This window comes from Bacillus sp. EAC (assembly GCF_002156875.1).
Lineage (GTDB): Bacteria > Bacillota > Bacilli > Bacillales > Bacillaceae_G > Gottfriedia.
The window spans coordinates 1-24,582 of sequence record NZ_NCSY01000002.1 but is presented as its reverse complement, the minus strand read 5'-3'; the positions used below and the strand labels follow the sequence as shown (position 1 = coordinate 24,582).

At 32.5% G+C, this 24,582-nt stretch carries 27 protein-coding genes and 1 rRNA gene; 20 read left to right on the top strand and 8 right to left on the bottom strand.

Annotated elements, in window-relative coordinates; translation table 11 throughout:
* Positions 1-24: 24 nt before the first annotated feature.
* Positions 25-1,092 carry an NAD(P)/FAD-dependent oxidoreductase gene (locus B7R65_RS03225; RefSeq protein WP_088041320.1) on the bottom strand — a complete coding sequence of 356 codons (1,068 nt, stop codon included), beginning with the start codon at positions 1,090-1,092 and terminating at the stop codon, positions 25-27.
* A 196-nt stretch (positions 1,093-1,288) separates the two neighbouring features.
* On the opposite strand from B7R65_RS03225, the gene B7R65_RS03220 reads away from it, so the two are divergent.
* Positions 1,289-1,525, top strand: coding sequence for a YuzB family protein (locus B7R65_RS03220; RefSeq protein ID WP_088041319.1), 237 nt, complete (start codon positions 1,289-1,291; stop codon positions 1,523-1,525).
* Between the two features lie 27 nt (positions 1,526-1,552).
* On the opposite strand, the gene B7R65_RS03215 is transcribed toward B7R65_RS03220, so the two are convergent.
* Complete coding sequence (locus tag B7R65_RS03215) at positions 1,553-2,239, bottom strand: DUF2225 domain-containing protein (protein ID WP_088041318.1); 687 nt, start codon at positions 2,237-2,239, stop codon at positions 1,553-1,555.
* A 472-nt stretch (positions 2,240-2,711) separates the two neighbouring features.
* Here B7R65_RS03215 and dapF point away from each other — a divergent pair, with 472 nt between their 5' ends.
* Together dapF and B7R65_RS03205 are read left to right on the top strand one after the other, a co-directional pair.
* Positions 2,712-3,578 carry a diaminopimelate epimerase gene (dapF, locus tag B7R65_RS03210; protein ID WP_142288190.1) on the top strand — a complete coding sequence of 289 codons (867 nt, stop codon included), beginning with the start codon at positions 2,712-2,714 and terminating at the stop codon, positions 3,576-3,578.
* Between the two features lies 1 nt (position 3,579).
* On the top strand, positions 3,580-3,933 hold the full coding sequence (locus B7R65_RS03205; RefSeq protein ID WP_088041316.1) for a HesB/IscA family protein: 354 nt from the start codon (positions 3,580-3,582) through the stop codon (positions 3,931-3,933).
* Between the two features lie 292 nt (positions 3,934-4,225).
* On the opposite strand, the gene B7R65_RS03200 is transcribed toward B7R65_RS03205, so the two are convergent.
* On the bottom strand, positions 4,226-5,218 hold the full coding sequence (locus tag B7R65_RS03200) for an NAD(P)/FAD-dependent oxidoreductase (protein ID WP_142288208.1): 993 nt from the start codon (positions 5,216-5,218) through the stop codon (positions 4,226-4,228).
* A 407-nt stretch (positions 5,219-5,625) separates the two neighbouring features.
* Between B7R65_RS03200 and B7R65_RS03195 the strand changes: the two genes are divergently transcribed.
* The 7 genes from B7R65_RS03195 (at position 5,626) to B7R65_RS03165 (ending at position 10,353) form a co-directional block, all read left to right on the top strand.
* Positions 5,626-6,843, top strand: a complete 1,218-nt coding sequence (locus B7R65_RS03195) for an NAD(P)/FAD-dependent oxidoreductase (protein ID WP_142288189.1) — start codon at positions 5,626-5,628, stop codon at positions 6,841-6,843.
* Positions 6,844-6,901: 58 nt separating this feature from the next.
* Positions 6,902-7,381 (top strand): NUDIX hydrolase, encoded by a 480-nt coding sequence (locus B7R65_RS03190; protein ID WP_088041315.1) that lies wholly within the window; start codon positions 6,902-6,904, stop codon positions 7,379-7,381.
* A gap of 82 nt (positions 7,382-7,463) precedes the next feature.
* Positions 7,464-7,781 (top strand): YuiB family protein, encoded by a 318-nt coding sequence (locus tag B7R65_RS03185; RefSeq protein ID WP_088041868.1) that lies wholly within the window; start codon positions 7,464-7,466, stop codon positions 7,779-7,781.
* A 101-nt stretch (positions 7,782-7,882) separates the two neighbouring features.
* Positions 7,883-8,503 (top strand): 3D domain-containing protein, encoded by a 621-nt coding sequence (locus B7R65_RS03180; RefSeq protein WP_088041867.1) that lies wholly within the window; start codon positions 7,883-7,885, stop codon positions 8,501-8,503.
* A 15-nt stretch (positions 8,504-8,518) separates the two neighbouring features.
* On the top strand, positions 8,519-8,980 hold the full coding sequence (locus B7R65_RS03175) for an SRPBCC family protein (RefSeq protein WP_142288188.1): 462 nt from the start codon (positions 8,519-8,521) through the stop codon (positions 8,978-8,980).
* 219 nt (positions 8,981-9,199) lie between these two features.
* A complete protein-coding gene (locus B7R65_RS03170; protein ID WP_306298449.1) occupies positions 9,200-9,586 on the top strand; it encodes a PaaI family thioesterase in 387 nt (128 codons plus the stop codon).
* A gap of 209 nt (positions 9,587-9,795) precedes the next feature.
* Positions 9,796-10,353: a DUF5366 family protein gene (locus tag B7R65_RS03165; protein ID WP_088041313.1), complete on the top strand. Its 558-nt coding sequence runs from the start codon at positions 9,796-9,798 to the stop codon at positions 10,351-10,353.
* Positions 10,354-10,437: 84 nt separating this feature from the next.
* Here B7R65_RS03165 and B7R65_RS03160 read toward each other — a convergent pair whose 3' ends face one another.
* Entirely contained in the window at positions 10,438-12,309 is a 1,872-nt protein-coding gene (locus B7R65_RS03160; RefSeq protein WP_088041312.1) for a transglycosylase domain-containing protein, read from the bottom strand.
* 239 nt (positions 12,310-12,548) lie between these two features.
* Between B7R65_RS03160 and kapD the strand changes: the two genes are divergently transcribed.
* The 6 genes from kapD to B7R65_RS03130 all read left to right on the top strand — a co-directional run bounded on the left by kapD (position 12,549) and on the right by B7R65_RS03130 (position 17,993).
* Entirely contained in the window at positions 12,549-13,169 is a 621-nt protein-coding gene (gene kapD, locus B7R65_RS03155) for a 3'-5' exonuclease KapD (RefSeq protein WP_088041311.1), read from the top strand.
* A gap of 437 nt (positions 13,170-13,606) precedes the next feature.
* Positions 13,607-13,789: a hypothetical protein gene (locus B7R65_RS03150; protein ID WP_088041310.1), complete on the top strand. Its 183-nt coding sequence runs from the start codon at positions 13,607-13,609 to the stop codon at positions 13,787-13,789.
* A gap of 307 nt (positions 13,790-14,096) precedes the next feature.
* On the top strand, positions 14,097-14,849 hold the full coding sequence (locus B7R65_RS03145; protein WP_088041309.1) for a FixH family protein: 753 nt from the start codon (positions 14,097-14,099) through the stop codon (positions 14,847-14,849).
* Positions 14,850-14,933: 84 nt separating this feature from the next.
* Positions 14,934-15,920, top strand: coding sequence for a YncE family protein (locus tag B7R65_RS03140; protein ID WP_088041308.1), 987 nt, complete (start codon positions 14,934-14,936; stop codon positions 15,918-15,920).
* Positions 15,913-16,593 (top strand): response regulator transcription factor, encoded by a 681-nt coding sequence (locus B7R65_RS03135; RefSeq protein ID WP_088041307.1) that lies wholly within the window; start codon positions 15,913-15,915, stop codon positions 16,591-16,593. Before B7R65_RS03140 ends, B7R65_RS03135 begins: the two co-directional genes overlap by 8 nt.
* The gene (locus B7R65_RS03130; RefSeq protein ID WP_256941143.1) at positions 16,590-17,993 is read left to right on the top strand and encodes a sensor histidine kinase; all 1,404 of its coding nucleotides are present in this window, start codon (positions 16,590-16,592) and stop codon (positions 17,991-17,993) included. Before B7R65_RS03135 ends, B7R65_RS03130 begins: the two co-directional genes overlap by 4 nt.
* A 31-nt stretch (positions 17,994-18,024) precedes the next feature.
* Here the strand turns inward: B7R65_RS03130 and B7R65_RS03125 are convergent, their stop codons facing one another.
* Positions 18,025-18,864 carry an alpha/beta fold hydrolase gene (locus B7R65_RS03125; protein ID WP_088041306.1) on the bottom strand — a complete coding sequence of 280 codons (840 nt, stop codon included), beginning with the start codon at positions 18,862-18,864 and terminating at the stop codon, positions 18,025-18,027.
* Positions 18,865-19,200: 336 nt separating this feature from the next.
* Between B7R65_RS03125 and B7R65_RS03120 the strand changes: the two genes are divergently transcribed.
* Positions 19,201-19,587: a CvfD/Ygs/GSP13 family RNA-binding post-transcriptional regulator gene (locus B7R65_RS03120; RefSeq protein WP_088041305.1), complete on the top strand. Its 387-nt coding sequence runs from the start codon at positions 19,201-19,203 to the stop codon at positions 19,585-19,587.
* 37 nt (positions 19,588-19,624) lie between these two features.
* Here B7R65_RS03120 and B7R65_RS03115 read toward each other — a convergent pair whose 3' ends face one another.
* A complete protein-coding gene (locus B7R65_RS03115; RefSeq protein ID WP_088041304.1) occupies positions 19,625-19,855 on the bottom strand; it encodes a DUF378 domain-containing protein in 231 nt (76 codons plus the stop codon).
* Positions 19,856-20,055: 200 nt separating this feature from the next.
* Between B7R65_RS03115 and B7R65_RS03110 the strand changes: the two genes are divergently transcribed.
* Both B7R65_RS03110 and B7R65_RS03105 read left to right on the top strand, forming a co-directional pair.
* Positions 20,056-21,408 carry a glucose-6-phosphate isomerase gene (locus tag B7R65_RS03110; RefSeq protein ID WP_088041303.1) on the top strand — a complete coding sequence of 451 codons (1,353 nt, stop codon included), beginning with the start codon at positions 20,056-20,058 and terminating at the stop codon, positions 21,406-21,408.
* Between the two features lie 158 nt (positions 21,409-21,566).
* On the top strand, positions 21,567-21,971 hold the full coding sequence (locus tag B7R65_RS03105; RefSeq protein WP_088041302.1) for a YugN family protein: 405 nt from the start codon (positions 21,567-21,569) through the stop codon (positions 21,969-21,971).
* Between the two features lie 55 nt (positions 21,972-22,026).
* Here the strand turns inward: B7R65_RS03105 and B7R65_RS03100 are convergent, their stop codons facing one another.
* The gene (locus B7R65_RS03100) at positions 22,027-23,019 is read right to left on the bottom strand and encodes a potassium channel family protein (RefSeq protein WP_179194747.1); all 993 of its coding nucleotides are present in this window, start codon (positions 23,017-23,019) and stop codon (positions 22,027-22,029) included.
* A 64-nt stretch (positions 23,020-23,083) separates the two neighbouring features.
* Positions 23,084-23,773: an MgtC/SapB family protein gene (locus tag B7R65_RS03095; protein ID WP_088041300.1), complete on the bottom strand. Its 690-nt coding sequence runs from the start codon at positions 23,771-23,773 to the stop codon at positions 23,084-23,086.
* Positions 23,774-24,118: 345 nt separating this feature from the next.
* Here B7R65_RS03095 and B7R65_RS03090 point away from each other — a divergent pair.
* A 16S ribosomal RNA gene (locus tag B7R65_RS03090) occupies positions 24,119-24,582 on the top strand; the annotation flags it as partial.

The window sequence follows — 24,582 nt, the reverse complement described above, 5'->3', positions numbered from 1 at the left end:
GATATGCTAAGGGTCTTTCATTTGTTAACCGTTATGATATTTATATAACCAAAGAATTCCAGATTTGATAAGTCTAGGTACACGTCCAAGTAAAGGTCGTTCGTTAAACAGGCCAAAACCATGTTTCTTACCTAAAGAACCCATAATACCTTTTAGTTTAATTTGAGGCATTACTTCTGGAAGTTCTTCACCATTCCATTTCTTTTGTAAAATGGTTACAATTTGTTCGGCTTGTGCCTCTGCAAGCTGTGCAGAAGGAGCATATGGTAATGCTGCGCAATCACCTACAACGTAAACATTTTCATCAGTTGGAATATGGTGGTATTTTGTAACTACAACTCGTCCAGTATTGTCTTTTTCAACAGACAAATTACGTACAACTTCTACCGGTTGAATACCAGCAGTCCAGATTACGGCATCACAATGTATTTCATCATCATGATTAAAAAGTGTGTTCTCTTCAACTTTTGTAATGTTTGAATTGCTAATGATTTTTACATCATGCTCATCAAACCAGTTTTGAACATAATAACTTAGTTTTTCAGGGAACATGGATAAGATACGACTTCCGCGATCAAAAAGATAAATCTTCAAATCACTTCTGCTTTCTCTTAATTCACTTGCTACCTCTACCCCACTTAATCCAGCACCAACTACACCGACAACTGAATTTGGAGGTAGACTGTTTACATTTTCGTATGCTACCCTAGTTTTTTCAATTGTTTGAATACTGAACGTATTCTCCTTTGCCCCAGGCACATTGTGATATTTGTCCTCACAGCCTAGACCAATAATTAAATCATCATAAGAAACTGATTCTCCATTGCTTAAAACTACTTTTTTGCTTGATGTATCAATTGTTGTAATATCCCCATACACAACAGTTAATTTTTCATGAGTTGGAAACGGAATTCGAATATGTTGCTCTGGTACAGTACCTGCAACTAATGCATAATACTCTGTTTTAAAGCAGTGGTAAGAATTTCGATCAATTAATGTGATATGAACATCCTCAGGCAAGGCGGAAGTTAAAAGACGAGATAAAACACGAACATTTCCATATCCGCCACCTAGTAATACGAGGTTTTTCATAGTTGCTGTTCCCCTTTTGTTTTATTAGCGATGAAATAAAAAAAAATTTCTAATTTTCGACAATTATATTATATATATTTTATGATGAAATAACAATGTCTACTTAGTAAAATAAAATGGGTTCTACTTAAACTCAAAAAGATTGACCTTTTTCATAAAAAAGAGTAACTTTATGATGAGCAAGGAGTGAAAAAAATTGAGACCTTTAGTAGAGTTTTGTATTAAAAACCTAGCGGACGGTGCACAAAAAGCATTGGAACAGCTAGAACGCGACCCTAATCTAGATATATTAGAATATGGATGCCTAGGGTATTGCGGAAAATGTAGTTTATCACTTTTTGCTTTGGTAGAAGGTGAAGTTGTTACTGGTGAGAATGCAACTGAATTAGTTGATAATATATATAAATTTTTGGAAGAAAATATGTTAATATAAAAAGCACTGTTCATAATACAGTGCTTTTTATATATCTTTCGCATCTTCTCTTGTTACTAACCATTGTTCCCTTGCTTTTTCTACAATTCCTTTTTCAATTGGTGCATTTGGGTGTGAAACAATTTTGGAAAAGTAAGTAATTGCTTCTTCATAAAGTCTACATCTCCTTGATAATTCCCCAATTAAATATAAAACTCTAATTTCTGACATTTCAGTTCCAATATAATCTGCGATTTCATAACTATTTTTGTATGTTTCAAGTGCTTTTTTCATAAATCGTTCTTCTTCAACTGAATTATCTAGTTTTCGAAATAACCATCCCACTCTAAGTAAAAGACCTGCAAGTATATAATTTTTTTCTCGTTTAATTATTGAGCAGTAAATTGCCAGTTTATAACAGGAAATTGCTTCTTCAATTGTTCGAATGTCTCCGTAGGATCTCGGAATCCACTTTTCAGTGATTTCTTTTTTTATCTTCTCTTTTGCCAAATTTGTTAGCGGAATACTATTTTTTGTAAAGGCGTATCCACATTGATCACATACATTAACATAGTAAAGATAAGGTGAATTTTCTTCATCTTGATATGTTACACAGTAATCAGTACTTACTTCAGCGGTTTTTGGGTATGAAATTCGAATGTTTACTGTTGTAAATGGTTTTGAACAACAAGGGCATTTTAAATTTCTTGTAAAAGTTGGTGTTATTATAGTCATATTATCCTTCGGCTCCAATATTTGCTGATTTAAATGTTCTATAACTATATATCGGCTAATGAGTAGAAGGAATGTGTATGTAGTACAAAAATATTATAAAATAGGTAAAAAGTATTGTCTGTTTTTGATGGAGCAAATGGTGATGAATTTGAAGAATTCTACTTAAGGTTACTTGCAATCCGTAGGGTGGTCCTCGGCGCATTACACCTGTGAGTTTTCACCTTCATACTATTCAACCAGGGGTCTCACACTTTCCGCTCCAATTATTTTCTTAATCAACGGTTTGTTTAACTCAACCTAAAGAGAGCAAAACGATAATCTTACATCTTCATAACTACAAAAAAAATGAGCATTCACATAAAGTGATTGCTCGAAAAATGTTTCTATATCGAGAAACGGGGGATGTTCTTATTGTGCTCAATTCATTAAAAATTTATACTTAAAGTATTATAAAAAGTGAGGAGTCATGAAAATGGATTCTTTTAGATATACAAAAATGCATGGATTAGGGAATAATTATATATATGTAAATATGTTTGAAGAACATTTAAAAGAAGCAGAGCTTTCACAAATTGCTATTGAAGTGTCAAACATCAATACTGGTATTGGTAGTGATGGTATGATCTTAATTTGTCCTTCAACTAAAGCTGATGTTAAAATGCGAGTATTTAATAATGATGGATCTGAGGCTAAGAATTGTGGGAATGGTTTGAGATGTGTTGCTAAATACGCTTTTGAACACGGAATTGTAAAAAATAGTTCCTTTACAATTGAAACAATCAGTACAATCGTTAATGCAAATGTTCATCTTGATGGTGAAGTTGTAAATCAAATTACAATTAACATGGGTAAACCAATTTTTAAAAGATCGCAAATACCGATAACTGGTGAAGATCAAGATTTTGCAAAAGATCAAATTTTATTTGAAGATAAGTATCATTCATTTAGTGGGGTTTCAATGGGAAATCCACACGCTATATTTGAGGTAGATGATATAAAAACTGCACCATTAACTACTCTAGGTCCATTTGTTGAGAAACATGAATTATTTCCGGAAAGCGTAAATGTTGAATTTGTTGAATGTTTGCCTCATAATGAGATAAATTTTGTTGTATGGGAGCGTGGCTCCGGAATTACTCAAGCATGTGGTACAGGAGCTTGTGCTGCCGTAGTTACAATGATTCAAGAAGGTAAGTATAAACGTGACGAGCCAATTACTGTGCATTTACAAGGTGGGGATTTACAAATAACTTGGTCCTCAAAAGGTGATGTATGGATGAAAGGCCCAGCAGTAACGATAACCGAAGGCATATACTATACTCAAAGAGGAGTGAAATAAAATGATTACAGTTACAGAACAAGCAGGCTTAAAAATTAAGGAAATGCTTGAAAATGAAGAAAATCAAAATGTATACGTTCGATTAGGTGTAAAAGGTGGAGGATGTTCAGGTCTTTCATATGGTTTAGGATTTGATCCAGAAAAAAGTGAAAACGATACTGTACACGAATTCCAAGGAGTTAAGTTTTTAATTGATAATGAGAGTGCGCCAATATTAAAAGGAATTGTAATTGACTTTAAAGAATCCTTGCTTGGCGGCGGATTTACAATCGATAATCCGAATGCAATTGCATCTTGTGGTTGTGGTTCAAGTTTTAGAACTGCTACAAATGCTGGAACTCCTGAAGAGTGCTAAGAAAATGGGATACGTAAGTATCCTATTTTTTAATAAGTAACTCTATCAAATAAATTTTATTTAATTTGTTAATATTTTTACAAATTTAGGTCAATTTATAGAATCTTTTTTGAGTTACGATACTATTATATAGTGTAGAAATCATTTTAAGCTCGTCTTGATTTTATGTAGTTAGTTGTGAAGAAGTTCACTAACTATACTGTGTATTGCTCACTGTTTCACAAGGAGAGTGATAATAAAAGACTGTCCAAGTAAAGGACAGTCTAACATGTAATTTATTTTGTAATATTTTTTAGAACATTGATGAACTGTGGCCAGGTTGTACTTTAGCACTTGGATCGATGTAAGCTTTTGCATTATTGATTGCAGTTGGAGCCTCACCAAATCCTGAAGCGATTAGTTTTACTTTACCATCGTAAGTACAAATGTCCCCAGCAGCATAGATACCTTGGATATTTGTTTCCATACGAGAGTTAACAACGATGTTATTTTTTTCAATTGTTAAGCCCCAGTCTTTAATAGGACCTAATGAAGAAACGAAACCATAGTTAACAATTACATCATCAATTTCGATTTCTTCACGTTCTTCTGTTTTTGCATTTTGAAGAACAACCTTTTCAATACGATCATTACCTACAGCTTCAACTGGAATCCAAGGAGTTTTTACTTCAACTTTTGAATTCATTAAATTTTCAACACTATGTTCATGTGCTCTAAATTTATCACGACGGTGAATCAATGTTACTTTTTCAGCAATTGGTTCAAGCATTAGAGACCAGTCGACAGCAGAGTCTCCACCACCGAATACAACGACACGTCTACCAGCGAATTTATTCATATCATCTACAAAGTAATGTAAATTTGCTTTTTCAAAGCGTTCAGAACCTGGAATTTCAAGTTTACGAGGTTGGAATGCACCGTTTCCTGCAGTAATGATAATTGCTTTTGTATAATGTTCAAACCCATCATTACAAACTAAATGGAATACCCCATCTTCACCTTTTGTAATTTGTTGTACAGATTGTTCTAAACATACTGTTGGATCAAATTTTTTCATTTGTTCTTTTAAGTTATCAACTAATTCTTGTGCACGGACTTTAGGGAAACCTGCAACATCATATATAAATTTTTCAGGGTAAAGTGCAGATAATTGCCCACCAAGTTGTGGTAAGCTTTCAATAATTTTTACACTTGCTTGTCTCATTCCACCATAAAAAGCAGTGAATAAACCTATCGGTCCTCCACCAATAATTGTAATATCATATACTTTTTCGTCTTTCATAATCGGAATATCCCCCTCATGTTTAAATGCTTGGCTCTTATAATAGAATAATATCATATTTTATGCAGTGAAAAGAAAAAAAGCTTATTAAATTGTAGTAGAATATTTTATTTGGTTCAATATAAAAGAAAGAATAAAAAAATAATTTAAATTTACAATGACAACATAATATTCAGAGAATTCTAGCGTTTAGATTATACTTGAAATCTTAATGAAAAAACTTTAATATTGTTATAGGCTAATTGTTAACAATTTGTGACAATTATTACGAAATAATTCGACAATATTCGAGCGCAATAGTTTGCTCACTAATGAACTTATAGTTTGCTCACTAATGTACTAAGTTATAATTTGAATAAAAATTATAACAATCGAAATTACTTAATATAATTAAAAGGATGGTAAGTATCATGAATAAGCCTAAGATTGTAATCCTTGGAGCTGGGTACGGTGGTATTATTACTGCAACTCGACTTCAAAAAACATTATCTGCAAATGAGGCAGAAATTACGTTAGTAAATAAAAATAGCTACCACTACCAAACTACTTGGTTACATGAAAATGCAGCAGGTACATTACATCACGACCGTACACGACTTGATATTAAAGACGTGATTAACCCAAGTAAAATTAACTTTATCCAAGATACAGTTACTGAAATCAAACCAGAAGATAAGAAAGTTGTTCTTGCTCATGGTGAATTAAATTATGACTACTTAGTAATCGGCCTTGGATTTGAATCTGAGACATTCGGAATTAAAGGATTAAAAGAACATGCTTTTTCGATTGCTAGCATCAATGCGGCTCGTCAAATTCGTGAGCATATTGACTACAGTTTTTCAAAATATCATAACACTCCAGCTGAAAAGCGTGATGAGTTATTAACAATCATCGTCGGTGGTGCTGGATTTACAGGTATCGAATTTGTAGGTGAACTTGCAAACCGTGTACCAGTTTTATGTAAAGAATATGATATCGATCGTGAATTAGTTCGAATTGTATGTGTGGAAGCAGCTCCAATGGTATTACCTGGTTTCGATCCAGAATTAGTTGACTATGCTGTATCTCAATTAGAGAAAAAAGGCGTTGAATTCAAAATCGGTACTGCAATTAAAGAATGTACTGAAGATGGAATTATCGTTGCTAAAGGTGACGACGTAGAAGAAATCAAGTCTGCTACTGTAGTATGGGCAGCTGGTGTACGTGGAAATGCATTAGTAGAGCAAGCTGGCTTCGAAGCAATGCGCGGCCGTGTTAAAGTATCAAAAGATATGCGTGTTCCTGGATATGATGATGTATTTATTGTAGGTGACTCAGCTTTATTAATTGATGAAGTGAATAATCGTCCTTACCCACCAACTGCACAAATTGCAATCCAACAAGGATTTAATGTTGCACATAACTTAGCAGTTTTAGTTCGTGGTAAAGGCGAATTAGAAGAATTTGTTCCAGATATTAAAGGTACAGTATGTTCATTAGGTCATGACGATGCAATCGGTGTAGTGTTCGGTAAGAAATTAACTGGTTGGAAAGCGTCATTTATGAAAAAAGTAATTGATAACCGTTACTTATTTGTACTTGGTGGACCAATGTTAGTTCTTAAAAAAGGTAAATTAAACTTACTATAAGCATAATAGCTCGACTTTTGTCGGGCTTTTTCTTTGCCGAAAAAAGGTGGTAATTATAATGAGCAAAAGAGGAAATGTTTGGCTAGGTGTTGCGGGATTAGTGAAGGATTCTGAAGGTAAGTGGTTAGTTGTTAAGAAGAAATATAGTGGCTTAAAAAATTTATGGTCATTACCTGCTGGCTTTGTAAAGCAAGATGAAACTGTCGATCAAGCAGTTTTAAGAGAAGTTAGAGAAGAAACTGGAATTGACGCTACATTAGTCGGATTAATCGGCGTAAGAACAGGAGTTATCCGCGAAGAAATAAGTGATAATATGCTCCTTTTTTTATTAGAAGCAGTTGATACGACAATTACAATTCAAGAAGAAGAATTATCAGATGCAAGATTCATTTCAGAAAATGAATTACTCAACGATCCGGCTTCTTCTTTGCTTATTAAATATTTAATTGAAAATCCACCTAATGAGCCAATGCTTGTGAAGAAAGGCTTAAATCCAGGCGATCAGTTCCAATATACTACATATCATTTTATCAAATGATTTAGAAGATTGAAAAAATTGACGTTAAGAAAATTAGGTTTTACACTGTATATAGAAAAAATGTGGGGTGTTTTATATGGGGATGAGTATTCCGGTTTTACTAATTTCTATTTTGTTATTTTTTGTATTAGCATTTGGAATTGGTTTTCTTGCAAACATGCTTTTCCGAACGACATGGTTTATGGTTGTTATCTATCCAATACTGATTGTAATGATAGTGGACAAGATTAGCACAACAAAGTATTTTACCGAGACTTCAATTGCGTTTTCAACTTTAAAAACAAACTTATTATCAGTTGGTATGGGTGATGTGATTATTTTGACAAGCGGTTTAGCTGGAGCAATCATGTCAGGCGTTGTCATACTATCTTTAAGAAAAAACGGATATCAAATGTTTTAACTTTCTCAGATATGGGAAAGTTTTTTTTATATTTTTTTTGTTTTAGGGAATGATGAGAAGATGAAAAGGAGTGAAATGATTCATTGGTTATAAATAAAAAAATGATAAGCAAATTTATTTTAACAATATTATTTATCCTTGCGTTGTTATCATCTTTCAAAATACTAACAAATGTAGAATTTTCGACTATTCAACACTGGTTTAGTGACGTTTCATCTTTAAACCGTGTATATGCAGGTGAGATAAAGTCACAAGCAATAAATGAGAAAACTATGTTAACGATAGCGAAAAACATTGAAAAAAATACAAATTGGAGTAACTTTAAGAAGGTTACTGTTACAGCTACTGGTTATACTGCTGGAAAAGAATCAACCGGTAAAAGTCCAAATGATCATTCATACGGGATTACTTATTCTGGTGTAGAGGTTAAAAGAGATGTATTTTCAACGATTGCAGCAGATTTAACAATTTTTCCAATTGGTACAATTCTATTCATTCCTGGATATGGTTATGGAGTGGTAGCCGATAAGGGAGCAGCTGTAAAAGGGCATCATTTAGACTTGTATTTCCATACTGTCGGAGATGTTTTTGAACACTGGGGAAAAAAGAAATTAAACGTTTATATTGTTAAAAAAGGCTCGGGGAAATTTACAAATGCTGACTTACGAGACTTAAATGAACAAAATTCATTACAAGTATTTAGACAACAAACAAGGGATTAATTGGAGCTTAAAGAAATGAAGAAATCAAATTACAGTATAATTATAAATGCACCAATAGGAGCAGTATTTGAAGTTGTGGATTCTGATGATCATGTGAAAAATTGGTTAGAAGGTTTTATAGAGAATATATATGAAGGAGATTTTGATCGAGAAAATCCAGTTGGCAAAAAATTTAAGCAAAGATTAAAAGAGGGGAACAAGATACAAGAATATAATGGTGAAATACTTTCGTATAAACGTCCAAAAGAATTAGGATTGCGATTGATGCATTCTTCATTTACTGTTGACGTATACTATCGTTTTTCCTCAGTCGAAAAAAATCAAACCCGTTTGGATTATGAGTGTAAATTAGTATTGCATTCATTTTTAGCTAGAAGTATGGGTTTTATATTTAACTGGTTTTCTAAGCGAATGTTATCGAAACAAATGGCCGAGTTAAAGAAATATGCTGAAGCTAGGTTTGATGGAGTAATATAAAAGTTAATCCCTTACAACTGAATATGTGTAAGGGATTTTTTACTGAAAAAATAATATTACGATAAAAATTAACAGGAAATTTTTAAGCTATCTCGAATTTAAAATAAATGTTCTATTTTTACATAATAATAAAAAAGATGAAGTACTATTCTTTTTTATAGAAATTCAGAAATCATTGATTGATTTAGTTAAGATAGAAAGGCGGAGAGAGAAATGATTATGCAAGATAAAATGACATTAATGAAGGCGTTAGGTATGACAATTGAATCTGTTGAAGAGGGAAAAGTTGTCATGAAGATGGAAGTAACTGAAAACGTTCATCAACCATTTGGTTATTTACACGGAGGTGCTTCAGTTGCATTAGCTGAATCAGTTGCAAGTGTAGGAACATTCTCGATGATTGATCAAGAGAATCAGTTAGCATTTGGACTTGAAATCAATGCGAATCACTTACGATCAGTACGAGAAGGATTTGTTACTGCGGTTGGTACAGCTATTCACACTGGAAAAACTACAATGGTATGGGATATCAAGATTTATTCTGAAGATGAACAACTAATTTGTATCTCAAGATGTACAGTTGCCATTAAAGACAAACGAAAATAATTAATATAAGATGCTATTCACATTATGTGAAAAAGCATCTTTTTTATTTTCAACTAATTTCAAATAAAAGAAATAAAGAAAACTCATCTAAATTTCATTTAACTTATGGTAAAATAATTAAGTTGTGTAAATAAGATATTGTAACTTAAGTGAGACATCTTTCTATAATTGGATACATTTCCTTTAATAGATATGAAAGGAGACATATGATGAAAAACATATATTACACAAGTTATTTTGCATTATTATCAATTATTTTGTTTACGGTCGCCATTACATTAAACCTATTTCAAATGACTATAAACTTCCTATCGGTATCAGGAATACTACAACCGCTTACTGATGTACTCCCAGAAAAAGAAATTAGGATCCTAACATTTATTGGAATTTCTTTTGTTATTTATTTAGTTATAAGTGGACTTAAATTATTTTCGGATACGATATGGCAATTTGCTTTATTGTTCTTTTCCAAAGATAATGAGGGAGTTGACTTGTTAGCAAGTAAAAAATATTCATTTGTCTTTATTCTAGGTGGATTAATTGCAGTATTTTTAAATAGCTCTTTAATTTATATTGCTATTATTTTTATTACTACGGTCCTATCATTTTTCATTTTATATCTAATTAAACAAGCTTCAAACTATACAATTATAGGTATAACAGGATTTATTCTATTTCAATTGATTGTTTGGGGTGTAATAGGTAGTGGGGTAGTATACGCATTTTTTACTATCTTCTCGAAGGTTAAAACTTCTATGCCATTCTAAAAAAAGAAGCACTTTTGATGATCTCAAAAGTGCTTCTTTTTTATTATTTGATTCTGCTAAACTACATTTCTATTAAAGAATAAATTATTTTAAATTCGTATTAACTACAATGTCTCTCCAAATTGTTTGTGGTGGTGGTACAGAATAATTTTTAGGAATTGGTACGGATTGTTCAGCATTCCCTATCCAAGTCCCAATCGTATAGTTCGATGTTAAACCCATAAACCATAGATTCGTATTTTCATTAGTTGTCCCAGTTTTTCCACCAATATATGGCAATGGCATATAAATATGTCTTGCAGTACCGTATTTGACAACTGAATTTAACATATCTCTCATTGTTTCATTCGTTTGATGGTTATACACTCTTGTTGAATTTGGATTGTTATCATATACAATTGTGCCATCTCTTAAGGTTATTTTCTGAATAGCACTATTTTCATAATAAACGCCATCATTTCCGAAAGTTGTATAAGCACTTGTCATTTCTAACGGTGACACTCCATAATAAAATCCACCAAGAGCGATACCTAACTCTACTCGATCTGAAGCAGCGATATTTGAAAACTTGAATTTATTTAAATATGAAAATCCAACATTTGGAGTAAGCTGATCATATAGTCGGACAGCAGCAGTATTATAAGAATTTTGCATCGCTGTTCGAATTGTCACATCTCCATATTCTTTACCACTATCATTTTTTGGACAAAAACCTCTTTCACAGAATTTATCTGCACTAACCTTTGTATCAGGAGTTGCACCAAAATATTCAATGTACGGAGCATAAACAAGTAATGGTTTTATTGTAGAACCTGGCTGTCTAACATCTTGAAACGCTCGATTAAGATTGTGAGGTTGATAGTAAGGACCACCAGAAAGTGCAATGATTTCGTGACTGTTATTACGAATTACCACTGCTGATCCTACAGTGCCAGTCGATCGCGTACCTTCATTTACAGCTCTAACTGTTGCTTCTTGTACATATGGATTTAAGCTTGTATAAATCTTTAAGCCTTGATTTTGTAAATACGTAACTCTTTCTTCAGGCGTTCTTAATTTTCTTAATTCAGTCTGTTGTCCGACTGAAAGTTTTGAAGTATTAAATGTTCCTTTTCTTCCAGATAAGATTTTCTTAAGTTCAGATTCTACGTATGAATAGTAGTCTGGATATTCTTGAATTTTGCTATCTGATTTTAAAGTGATTTTTTCATTCATTGCAGACGTATATTGCTTCTCTGTAATAATCCCTTGTTTTTTCAAAATTCCAAGAATACGTTCTTGACGTTTTTTAGAATTATTAAAGTTTTTAAATGGATCATATAGTGTTGGGTTATTTGGAATCGTACAGACAAAAGCTGTTTGAGCAATACTCAAATCTTTTGCAGATTTACTAAAGTAAGCTTTACTTGCAGCTTCTATGCCATAGTTTCGGTTCGCAAAATAAATTGTATTAATATACATTTCTAAAATTTCATCTTTGGAATATTGCTTTTCTAATTGAAGAGAAATACGGATCTCTTTAATTTTACGTTCAATTGAACGTTCATTACTTAAATACAAATTACGAGCAAGTTGCTGTGTAATTGTGCTAGCTCCTTGTTCTATTCCACTATTTGAGACATTTACTAAAAATGCCCTAGCCACACCAAAAAGATCAACACCCTTATGCGAGTAAAAATAACGATCTTCTGTTGAAATAAAAATATCTTTAACAAGTTGAGGAATTTCATTACTTTTTAAGTTAATTCTATTTTCACCCGAACCAGGGATATAAAAAGGTTTGTTATTTCGATCGTAAAATACACTATTTTGCGATAAAGAAACAACTGGTAGTTCTTCAACTGTCTTTTTTGGAATATTTTTTGAGGTTTCGTATGCCGACATGGCTTTCCCAGATGTGAAATAAAAGACAAGAAAGCTTATTATAATAAAGATAAAACCAATAATTTTTCTCATAATTGCCCTCTATATTCTTTTGATTTTTGAAACTTGAATCGATTTTTTTACCGAACTTTTATATTTTAACATGAAATTTCATATAGTTGGGCACTCTATTGTTATTTTTTACACAAACCGATTGTATTAATTTAATAAGTAAGCATTTTGGAAATGGGTATTTTGTCCTACTTGAATAATCATCAATCATATAAGACAATAAATAAAAATCAGAAAATTTTAAATTGGGAGGTGAGGGGATGGAAGAACAGTTGCTGTTTATCGATTTTGAATTTACAATGCCTGATGGAAAGTCACGAGGATTAAAGTTTTATCCGGAAATTATTGAGGTTGGTTTTGCAAGCGTGATAAACGATGAAATCAATCAAACCTATTCATCTTTTGTTAAACCAATTCAATTTCCGACCTTAACCTCAAGATGCAAACGATTTTTAAATATTTCTCAAGTTAATGTTGATCGGGGAATATCTTTAAATGAACTTGCGGAGAAACTAAAGGAAGCTACAAGGCATTATAAAACGACAGTAATTACTTGGGGTAACATGGACATGAGAGTGTTAAAACATAATTGTGATGCTGCTAATATTCCGTTTCCCTTAAAAACAGATGTAAGGGATCTAAGTCTTGAATATAAAACTTTCTTTGGAAATCAAAACCAAACTGGTCTATGGAATGCATTAAAAGAATATGGCAAAGATGGAACCGGTAAACACCATAAAGCATTAGATGATGCATTAACTACGTACCATATTTTTAAGTTAGTAGAAAAGGATAAACAGTATATGAAAAAACCAGAACCAGCAACAATTGGAGATCTTATTGATTTTTCTCTGTTAAAAAAGCGTATATCATCATACTAAAAAACCAATTGATTATAAGATCAATTGGTTTTTATTTTGGCTGGCTTTTTAATAGTGATTGTTGTTGGTAAAAGAATCATCGAAACCATACATCTGAAAAGAGTTGCTTGGAACGGTAGGTGCTCAACCCCTGTGGGAGTAGTGGAACAGGTGAGATTCGACAGTGGTCAAAAAATTCTTATACCAAGACGTCCTATCGTAACGCATACATCATCCACATCGTGTGGGCCAAGGAGGCTCAGCGCCAGCCCCACGGAAAGCAAGTATCCTTGAGTGGAAATAAACTATGAACCTTTTTATATAGTAAAAAATTCTACGAAACCAGTTTGAAGCCATCAATTTCAAGTGTTTATGGCTTTGCATTGTGGTTATAATCATAATTTAACTTTGATTATCAGACATTACTTTGTATAATTGGCAAAGGGAGTGATATAGCCATGATGGAATTTTTATATTTTCCAGAAGATAAAACCGAATATATTCCAGCTGTTATTTCTTTAATCATATTTATGATTGGTGCTTTTGTTACATTTTACTTATTTAAAAGAGCATCACAAAAAGAAGAGAAGCGTTTATTCGAAATTGATCAAGCAAGAGAAAAAAATAGAACAAATGAATAAATTCATTTAAAATGGGGACTTACTAAAGAAGGTCTCTTTTTTTTGCTCTTTTCTAAAGGAATATTGTTTTAAAAGATTTTATATGTGTAACGTAAACATAGAACTTGATTGGAGCGGAGACTTCGACCCAACACAGGTGAAATTGACCGAGGTTGCCCACGGCCCAAGCATCCTGGAGAGAAAGATAACTAAACTCCTGTTAAATAACAACAAAAATTTCGTGAAACAGCCTTTTTTGAACTTTATCACATTTTCATCACAACTTTCTGTTAAACTATTCACGGTAGAATTTTAGGAGGCAATACATATGAAAAAAGTTTTAAGTATAGTACTCGCATGTATAACGATAACTGCAGGCTGCTCTAATGATAAAGTTGAGAAGCAAACAGTAGAAAAACCAGTTGAGGTTAATTTACTTCTACCAACTACTGGGATAAATGTTAAAAAGGAAATTACTTTCCGAGCAGAAGTAACTCAAAACTCAAAAGTTGTATCCGATGCTGACGAAGTACAATTTGAAGTCGGAAAAACTGGTGAAGATAGCATGGCGATGCTTGATGCTAAGCATGGTGCAGATGGAATTTATTCAGCTAATTATACATTTACAGATCCAGGTGATTATTATGTTGTAGCTCACGTAACAGCAAGGGACCAACATTCGATGCCAAAAAAAGATTTTATAGTAACAAATACATCTACTGATACGGAAACAAATAATGGAAATGAAGCAGATGATCACGGTGCACATTCTGGAGAACATCATCATGGTGATGTCATGATTCATTTAATGGGAACAGAAAAAATTAAAATGAATAAAGAAAACATATTCACAATTCACATTCAAACGAACGAAGGAAAAGCTTTAGAAAAGGCGAATGTTCGTATTGAAACATGGAAAGATGAAAAGGGTAAACATAATTATTCCGATGCAAAAGAAGTTGCACCAGGTGAGTACAAAGTGAAGTATAATTTTGAAGAAAAAGGAACAAATTTCATTAAAGTCCATGTTGAAAAAGGTGAGTTACACGATCACGTGGAAAAAGAAGTTATGGTTAACTAAATAAGAAAAGAATGCTATCCTTTCAATATTGAAGATTAGGATAGCTTCTTTTTTAGAGAAAAGCTTTTTTATGGCGGTGATTATATGAAAAAGATTTTTGTTATTTATGCTGTTTTCTTCTGCTTAATTTGTTCAAGTTGTATGAACACTAAATTAAGTAGTATAGATGATAATAAAAATGTAATTATTTCAGTAAATAAGAAAGTAGGAAGTTTAACATTTCTTGCTCAGTCCAATTTACATAAGTTAACAGATTGGAATTTAAATAGAGATGTTAGTGGTGCGATTTTACTGAATCAAGGAAAACAAATTGCAGTATATCATCCATCAAACCCGACTATTGATGTTTATCAGCTATCAACTGGAGAAAAGATTAATAGTTGGAATGCTGAAAAAGGAATTTCAAACATGGTTTCCTTAAGCTATAAAAATATGGTTGCTATTACGAATGGGAATGAAAATACAATCTCTTTTTTTAATGAAAAAGGAAAATTGCTTAAGAAAATTAAAATTGGTAAAAATCCAGTATCTATGACGGAAGATCCTTTGCATTTACAATTATTTGTAGGTTTGTTTAATGAACAAAAGGTTATTCAAATTAATATGGAAAACTTTAAGATTGAACAATCAATTAAAGTACCACTTACATCAATGGGTCTAATTTTAAATAAGGACGCTTCTGAACTTTATGTCGGAGGTCACGGAAATGGTGAAAAGGAAAATGAAGATGTTAAGGTTTATTCTATTAATAATGGTGAATTGATTAAAACACTTCATACACCTTTAATGCCAATTTCATTTTTTAGGAATGATGATGGGCTATTTACGATTGCTCATGGAACGAATCAAATTTACAAATTAAATCTAAGCACAACAAAGCAAGATAAGTTTATCGAAATAGGTTCAAATCCATATTCTGCTATAGGATTTAAACATACGGCCTATGCTGCTAGTTATGATTTAAATAAATTGTATCAAATCGATACGTCTACGATGAGCATAGAGAAAGAGGCATTAGTTGGTAGAGGTCCTTTTCAATTATTATTAAGAGAGGGTATTCGTCATGAATGAACGAAAGATTTTAATTGTAGATGATGAACAAGAAATTTGTCAGTTGGTTGGAATGTATTTAGAGAACCATGATTATAATTGGGATTCAGCAAATAATGGGGAAGTTGCATTAAGAAAGATAAATCAATTTAACTTTGATTTAATAATTTTAGATATTATGATGCCGATAATGGACGGATGGACACTTTGTAAAAAGGTAAGAGAAACATCTAAGGTACCTATCATATTTTTAACAGCTAAAGGTGAGGAATGGGATAAAGTAAATGGTTTGAAAATGGGAGCGGATGATTACATTGTAAAGCCTTTTAGTCCTGGTGAATTAATTGCAAGAGTAGATGCCGTACTTCGACGCTCAAAAAATAATGATGAGTCACCGCTATTATTTCAATTAGGTAACATCCAAATAAATGAAAAAGCTAGAACAGTTTTTGTATCAAACAAAGAATTATCATTAACCTTAAAAGAATATGATTTACTCCTCTTTTTTTGTAAACATCAGGATTATGTGTTTAGTAGGGAGCAAATTTTAGAAAAAGTATGGGGATTTGATTACTTCGGTACTGCTAGAACGGTAGATACTCATATTAAAACATTAAGAATTAAACTAGGACAGGATGCAGATTATATTTCTACTGTATGGGGTGTAGGATATAAATTTGGGATTAGTGGATGAGGCGCATTTTTTATTCACTTTCATTTTTACAAAAACTATGGTTAACAATTTGCTTAATTGTGATTTGTACAACTATTTTTTTCTTTTTAATGTTTCAATATGCCTATAAACAATTATATGTTTCATATGTTCGTTCCACTTTAATACAAGAAGGTAATAGTTTAGTAAAACACTATCATGAAATAAATGATGATAAAAAATTTGAACAATTCGTTTCTAATTTTGATAATGTTTCAAATGCTAATGTGATTTTTGTAAGTAATCCAAGGGATTTAAGTGCATGTATTCCGTATAATTTGAGTCATCAATCGTTTATTACAGAGGATGATAGAGAAACCTTATTGAAGGGTAAAACGATCACAAAGACAGGATTTGAGGAGAAATTTAAACGCCAAATAATCGGTGTTGTAGTACCAGTAGTAAAAGGTGAAAAGCTAGAAGGAATTGTATATTTGCATTTACCACTAAGAAGTATTACTGAATTGATCCAACAATCAAAATGGATTTTATTAATTAGTACTTTGATATTTGCGTTTGTTGTACTTGTCATTGGTAGAAGGATAATCAAACAAATGATTAAGCCTTTATCAAGAATGGAGCAAATTTCATATAAAATGGCCAATGGAGATTATACTGAACGAATAAAGTACAATAGCGGAGATGAAGTTGGAAAATTAGCTTCTGCATTTAATTCGATGTCAGAGTCACTTCAAAAAGAAGATGAGAATCGAAAAGAATTCTTGGCAAACGTTTCACATGAGTTAAGAACTCCATTAAGTTATGTGAAAGGTTATAGTGAAGCAATACTTGATGGCGTAGTAAAACCACCACAACAATTAAAATATGTAGGTATTATTCGTAAAGAAGCAGGCAGGATGCAAAGGTTGGTTCGAGATTTATTAGATTTAGCCACTTTAGATGCAAAGCAGTTGCCCCTAAATAAAGAACCAAATGTAATCGCACAATTAATTGAAGACACCCTAGAAACCTATACTCAGTCACTCAATAGGAATGAAATTAAGATTGTTAGGGATATAGATGAAACGATCATTGCAAATGTTGATCCTGATCGTTTTCAACAAGTTATCCACAATCTTATTGACAATTCGATTCGTTATACTCCGAATGGAAAATCAATATTTATTTCATTAAGTCAAAATAAAAAGGTTATTTTGGAGATTATTGATGAGGGGAAAGGTGTACCTAATGAGGAAATTACTAGTCTAGGTGAAAGATTTTATAGAGTAGATAAAGCCAGATCCCGAAACGAAGGAGGTACTGGATTAGGATTAGCTATCGTGAAGCAGATAATTGATCAACATAATGGAGAAATTAGATTTAGTAATTATGAAGGTAAAGGACTAAGGGTTATCATTTCATTACCTTTATTTGAACAGTAAAGAAGTCTCGCCAAGTCGGCGAGACTTTTTATTATATAAAATTTGATATCCGATCATAAATATGTTCGGGAATTTCTTCAGGAATTAAATGTCCAGCTTCAGGATAAGTCACTAAGATGGATTGTTTTAAATCTTGGTGCAATCTTTTTCCTATTTCGAGCGGAACGACTTTATCTTTTTCACCCCAAATTAATAGGGCAGGAGTATTGATATCCTGTAAATCAGTAGGACTTAAATCTCCTTCACGATCACGTATCATTTTTGTTAAAGCTCTAAATATTTCATTTTGTAAGAACGGCTCCTTATATCCATTTATCATTTCATCATCAATAAGACTTTGATTATGAACTACTGAGACCAATGAGTTCATTATCCCTTGTTTTGCTAATGTTCTTTTTACATAAAGATGAAAAAACGGAAAATAAGAAGAAAAAATTAAATGTGGATTAGCTTTTCCCATATACCCAGAGCTACAAAGCAAAATGACCTTATTTACTAATTCTGGTTTTTTCTTTGAAACGTATAAAGCAATTTGTCCACCCATCGAGTGGCCAACCAAATTAATGTTTTGTAAATTTAAATGATTCACTAAAGAAATTACGACATTTGCAAAATTATCGTAAGAGTATATAAAGTTGAGATGTTTTCCACTTTTACCAAAAGGGGGTAAGTCAATAACCAGTACAGTATGATCTTTTGCAATAAATGGGATTAGCCTACGAAAGCTAAAACAAGATGATAAAAATCCATGAATTAATACAAAAACTTTTGAATCTTTCTTTATGGAATTATGTTGACCATAAAGTTCATAATAGACATCTAGTCCGGAGACCATATACGTTGACTGTATTGTTTCTGAAGGATTCACCATCCAAAACTCTCCTTTTTAGATTTTGCCTTATTATGTCCAAACCAAAAAGATAAAATGCTTAAATAAATTAGTAAATAAACTTTATAGTGTAAAAAGGCAAAGTCGTTTAGAAACATAAGTACTTTTATATTTTCAGTTTTTAGTCAATTACTATAAATAGTAAGAAATTTTAAAATAATAGATATAGCCCAACCATTAGAGAGACTATAATACAATAAAGGTAAATATCGTGCAGTTACAAAGTGCCATTTTGTAATAGTTGAGCAAGCTTTAAAAGTTGGACTGTGTGTGCTAGAATTTAATAAGAGGATTGAACGAAAATTAGGAGTGTTTTGAATGGCACAAAACTACAATATTGGGAAAGTCTACACTGGTAAAGTAACAGGTATTCAAACGTATGGTGCCTTTATTTCACTTGATCAACAAACACAAGGACTAGTACATATTTCCGAAATTATAAATGGTTATGTTCGAGATATTCGAGATTATATTTCAGTTGGGCAAACCGTCAATGTACGTGTCCTGTCAATTGATGAGATGACCGGGAAAATAAGTTTATCTTTAAAAGGCGCAAGTATTGATCAAGGAATAAATGGCGAAGAAAACTTAAGGCATGCTGCAAGACTTTTAAGAGAACTTAAGCCAGATGGATTTAGCACTCTGAACAAAAAATTAAACGAGTGGATTCACTTAGAAATGAAGAAAGAAAATATGACAAACTAAAAAGGAAGGGCTATCCCTTCCTTTTTAGTTTTATCTATTAAATATCATTTGTTTCAGGATGTGTACCTAGCTCTTCTGAAGGTTTAAATAATAAGCCAAGGTTTATTAAACCTGAAATACCAACGATACCATATATTATTCGAGCGAAAGCAGAATCTGCTCCCCCAAATATAGCTGCAACTAAATCAAATTGGAAAAAACCAATTAATCCCCAATTTACTGCTCCAATAATTGTAAAGATAAGTGCAATACGTTGAAGTGTACTCATATAGGTTTACCTCCTTTTCATTACCTTCTAAGTTATTTTCTCTCAATAAAATTAGAATATGTATTAGATGAAAAATAAATTTTATGTGAAACTCAGCTTAAAATTGTTAAAAACTTCACAAAAATTTGAGTAAGAAACTTGATTTGAACTAACTATTTAGGTACATTGTTATTGTATTAATTAATCTTAGGGGGTTACATATGACTTCTCATATAAAATTTGACTATTCAAAGGCTAAAATGTTTTTTCAAGAACATGAACTTACATACTTAAGAGATGCTGTAAAATTATTTCATCATACGATTCATGAAAAAACTGGTGCAGGTAATGACTATTTAGGATGGGTTGAATTACCGAATGAGTATGATAAGGAAGAGTTCTCTCGTATTCAAAAAGCTGCAGAGAAAATAAAATCAGATTCAGACGTTCTTTTAGTAATTGGAATTGGTGGATCATATTTAGGTGCTCGTGCTGCGATTGAAATGTTACAACATTCATTTTTTAATGTTGCCTCTAAAGAAGAAAGAAATGCACCTCAAGTATTTTTTGTAGGTAATAATATTAGCTCTACATACATGCATGACTTAGCTGAATTATTAAAAGACAAAGATTTTTCAATTAACGTTATCTCTAAATCAGGAACAACTACTGAACCTGCAATTGCATTCCGTATTTTTAGAAAACTATTGGAAGAAAAATATGGTGCAGATGAAGCGAAACGTCGCATTTATGCTACGACTGATAAAGCACGTGGTGCACTGAAAACTGTTGCAGATGAAAAAGGTTATGAAACATTTGTTATACCAGATGATGTTGGTGGTCGTTATTCAGTATTAACAGCGGTAGGTCTATTACCAATTGCTGCAGCTGGTCTTGATATTGAACAGATGATGAAAGGTGCACAAGCTGCATATCAAGAATATAATTCATCTGAGTTAGAAGATAATCAAGCATACCAATACGCGGTTGTACGTAATGTTTTATATAATAAAGGGAAAACAATCGAAATGCTTGTAAATTACGAGCCTTCTCTTCAGTACTTTGGTGAGTGGTGGAAACAATTATTCGGAGAAAGTGAAGGGAAGGATCAAAAAGGAATTTATCCTTCTTCAGCAAACTTCTCTACAGATTTACACTCATTGGGACAATATGTTCAAGAAGGTCGCCGTGACTTATTTGAAACAATCCTATTTGTTGAAAATGCTCGCCACGAATTAACAATCGAACTTGAAGACAATGATTCTGATGGCTTAAATTATCTTGCGGGAAAAACTGTAGACTTTGTTAATAAAAAAGCTTTTGAAGGCACAATATTAGCTCATTCTGATGGTGGTGTACCGAATTTAGTCGTTACTTTACCAAAACTAGACGAATTTACTTTTGGTTACACAGTTTATTTCTTCGAACTTGCTTGTGCAATGAGTGGATACATACTTGGTGTAAATCCTTTTGATCAACCGGGTGTTGAGGCTTATAAGAAAAACATGTTTGCACTACTAGGTAAACCAGGATTTGAGGAATTAAAAAAGCAATTAGAAGAACGTTTGAAATAATATATACAAAACAGCCAAATAATAAATAAAAAACCGTTGCTAATTAGTTTTAGCAGCGGTTTTTATTTTTTTTAAACTTATTCAGAATTTCCTTTAATTTAAAGGTCATTTTTTTATCCAAGTAAGAAGATACTATCTATAAAAAGGAGGAGAAAAGAATGTATCCTTTAAAATCTAAATTAGAAAAAGAGATTTTCCCACTAAATTCAATTGAAGGAAAATTAAAAGAACACGGATTTGTAATCGGTCCTAATTGGGATTTTGATCACGGGAGCTTTGATTTATTAATGGCAGATGACGGTGGGTATCAGTATTTGCGTTTACCATTTGATGTGACTTCAGGTTCATTGGATATGAATGGAGCAGTTGTACAATTTCAAACACCATATTTATTAACTCATATTTATAATGAAGGAATAGATGATAATGTTGGAATGGAAGGTAGTGTTACTGCATCTATTAACCAGTTTTCTGAGCCTTTAGAAGAAGATGCTAAAGTACCCAGAAAGTATCAAATAAAAGGAATAGAAATTCTAAAAAAAGTAGAAGAGTATCTATTATAAAAATAAAAGAGCCAGTTCATCTTCGATTAGATGCGGCTCTTTTTTATTTAAGGAGCTATGCTAGTGCAATGAGAAAATCATTTTCAATAATTTTTAAGTCTTTATTTGGATGAATAATCGTTTTTTTATCACGAACGACACCGATGATTAAATTGTCTTTATTTATTTCTTCTATTACAATGTCGAAATAGAATTGGCCGATCATATGTTTATCAACTTCGATTATTTTGACAGCAAAATCTTCTAATTGATTTGAAAGCTTTAGAAAGACATCCGAATAACCTTTGTGGAGTAATGAACCGGACATTACAAATGAGGTTAGTAAATTTGCTTCTATTATCTCATTTGCTCCAGCACGGTTAGCATTGATCACTTGATTTTTAGTTAATATTTCTGCAATGCAATGAATGGAGGGATTTACTCCTTTGGCCGCAATGATTGTTAAGATTGTTTGCATATCTGCTTCGTGTTCATTTTTATTTTGATCAGCAGTAATTAAAATTGTATGAGCTAACCGGATATTTGCTTTTTCTAAAATTGAATCACTTGAAGGACCGCCTTTTATAAAATGTACCTTATCTAAATCTGGAGGTAATAGTTCTAAGCTTTCGTCGATTAAAACTATATGAGTTGAGTTATTGTTGGATCGAATTTGACTAATTACGTTCTTTACTCGTTCATTCCATCCGACAATGACAAAATGATTTTTTTTAGAAAAGGTAAGTGTTCCTTTAAAGTCAGCATCGTGATTTCTAAATGCTTGGGCTGAAAATGAAATCATATAATATGAACCTAATCCGGTTCCTAATAATATCAATACAACTGCAAAAAATCTGCCAACTGGAGAGAATGGAACATAATCACCGTAACCAACTGTAAAGGTAGTAACTAATGACCACCATAATCCATCCCAAATAGTTGGGAATGTAAATGGTTCAGCAAAGTGAATAATCGTTCCGAATACAACTATTAATAAAATTAGTATTAATGTAATTTTTAGTAAGGTATAGGATTTAAAATAAGTTGGCTCGTTACGAAATACTTTCAAAATATATACCTCCATCATTATTTCGTAACACTTATTTTTACCAAAACTTGTTTAGTTATCAAATTTAAATACTCTCTATTTCAATACCGCGGATATTATTGATTTGTTCGATATCATAATAAATCTCGGTTGTTCTTCGTTTATTAAAGACCAATAGCTTCATTTGGACATAATGTTCGTCATTGCTTAAACCTTTTATCTTAATGTTTTTAACCGTTATATCTTGGGCTGTTATTTGATCAATTACTACATTGATATTATCAATTCCATTTACAATCAGTTTTAGACTGATATCTCTTTCTTTTAATCTTTTAGGTCCAAGTTTACTTATTAAGAAAGGAATCAGTTCAACACTAATAATAAGTAAACCCACTCCTGCAAATGCTTCTACATAAAAACCTGCGCCAACAATGATTCCAATTCCTGATGCACCCCATATCATCGCAGCAGTAGTTAATCCAGCTATTGTGTCGTTCCCTCTACGAAGGATTACACCTGCCCCAACAAAACCTATACCAGAAACGATTTGTGCAGGTAAACGTAATGGATCCATTGTAATGTTTAAATAATCACTACTTTTAAATGTGTAAGCCGAGCTAATTGAGACAATTGTTAAAATACAACTCATGATTGAAATAACTAGACAGGTTTTTAAGCCAAGTGGTTTCCTTTTTAATTCTCTTTCTAATCCAATCACAGAACCTAACATTGCTGAAATAAGTAGTTTTAGTAGGATATCTGGCTGTAATTCCATTTTTCAATTCTCCTTTTTCTATATAGTTTATGCGTAATTCGACACAACCTATAACTCTTCCTTTGTTTTGAACTTGATTTTTACTATTTTATTTGAAAAAGTTTAAAAAAAGACTTGTCATACGTAAACCTAGGTGTTATATTTATATACGTCGCCAAGATGATGCGGCAAAACAACTGAAATAGTTGTTAAAAAATGTTTAACTTTTTATTGACTCTCTCTTAGAGAGGTGTTAAGATAAAAAAGTCGCCAATGACGCGACACAATGAACTTTGAAAACTAAACAAAACATGAAGTAAAACGTCAATTATTAGTTTTAGAGCAAAACAAGATTTAAACTTAACTATTATGGAGAGTTTGATCCTGGCTCAGGACGAACGCTGGCGGCGTGCCTAATACATGCAAGTCGAGCGGACTTGTAGGAGCTTGCTCCTGCAGGTTAGCGGCGGACGGGTGAGTAACACGTGGGCAACCTACCTATAAGACTGGGATAACTTCGGGAAACCGGAGCTAATACCGGATGACACAAAGGAACTCCTGTTCCTTTGTTGAAAGATGGCTTCGGCTATCACTTATAGATGGGCCCGCGGCGCATTAGCTAGTTGGTGAGGTAACGGCTCACCAAGGCGACGATGCGTAGCCGACCTGAGAGGGTGATCGGCCACACTGGGACTGAGACACGGCCCAGACTCCTACGGGAGGCAGCAGTAGGGAATCTTCCGCAATGGACGAAAGTCTGACGGAGCAACGCCGCGTGAACGATGAAGGCCTTCGGGTCGTAAAGTTCTGTTGTTAGGGAAGAACAAGTG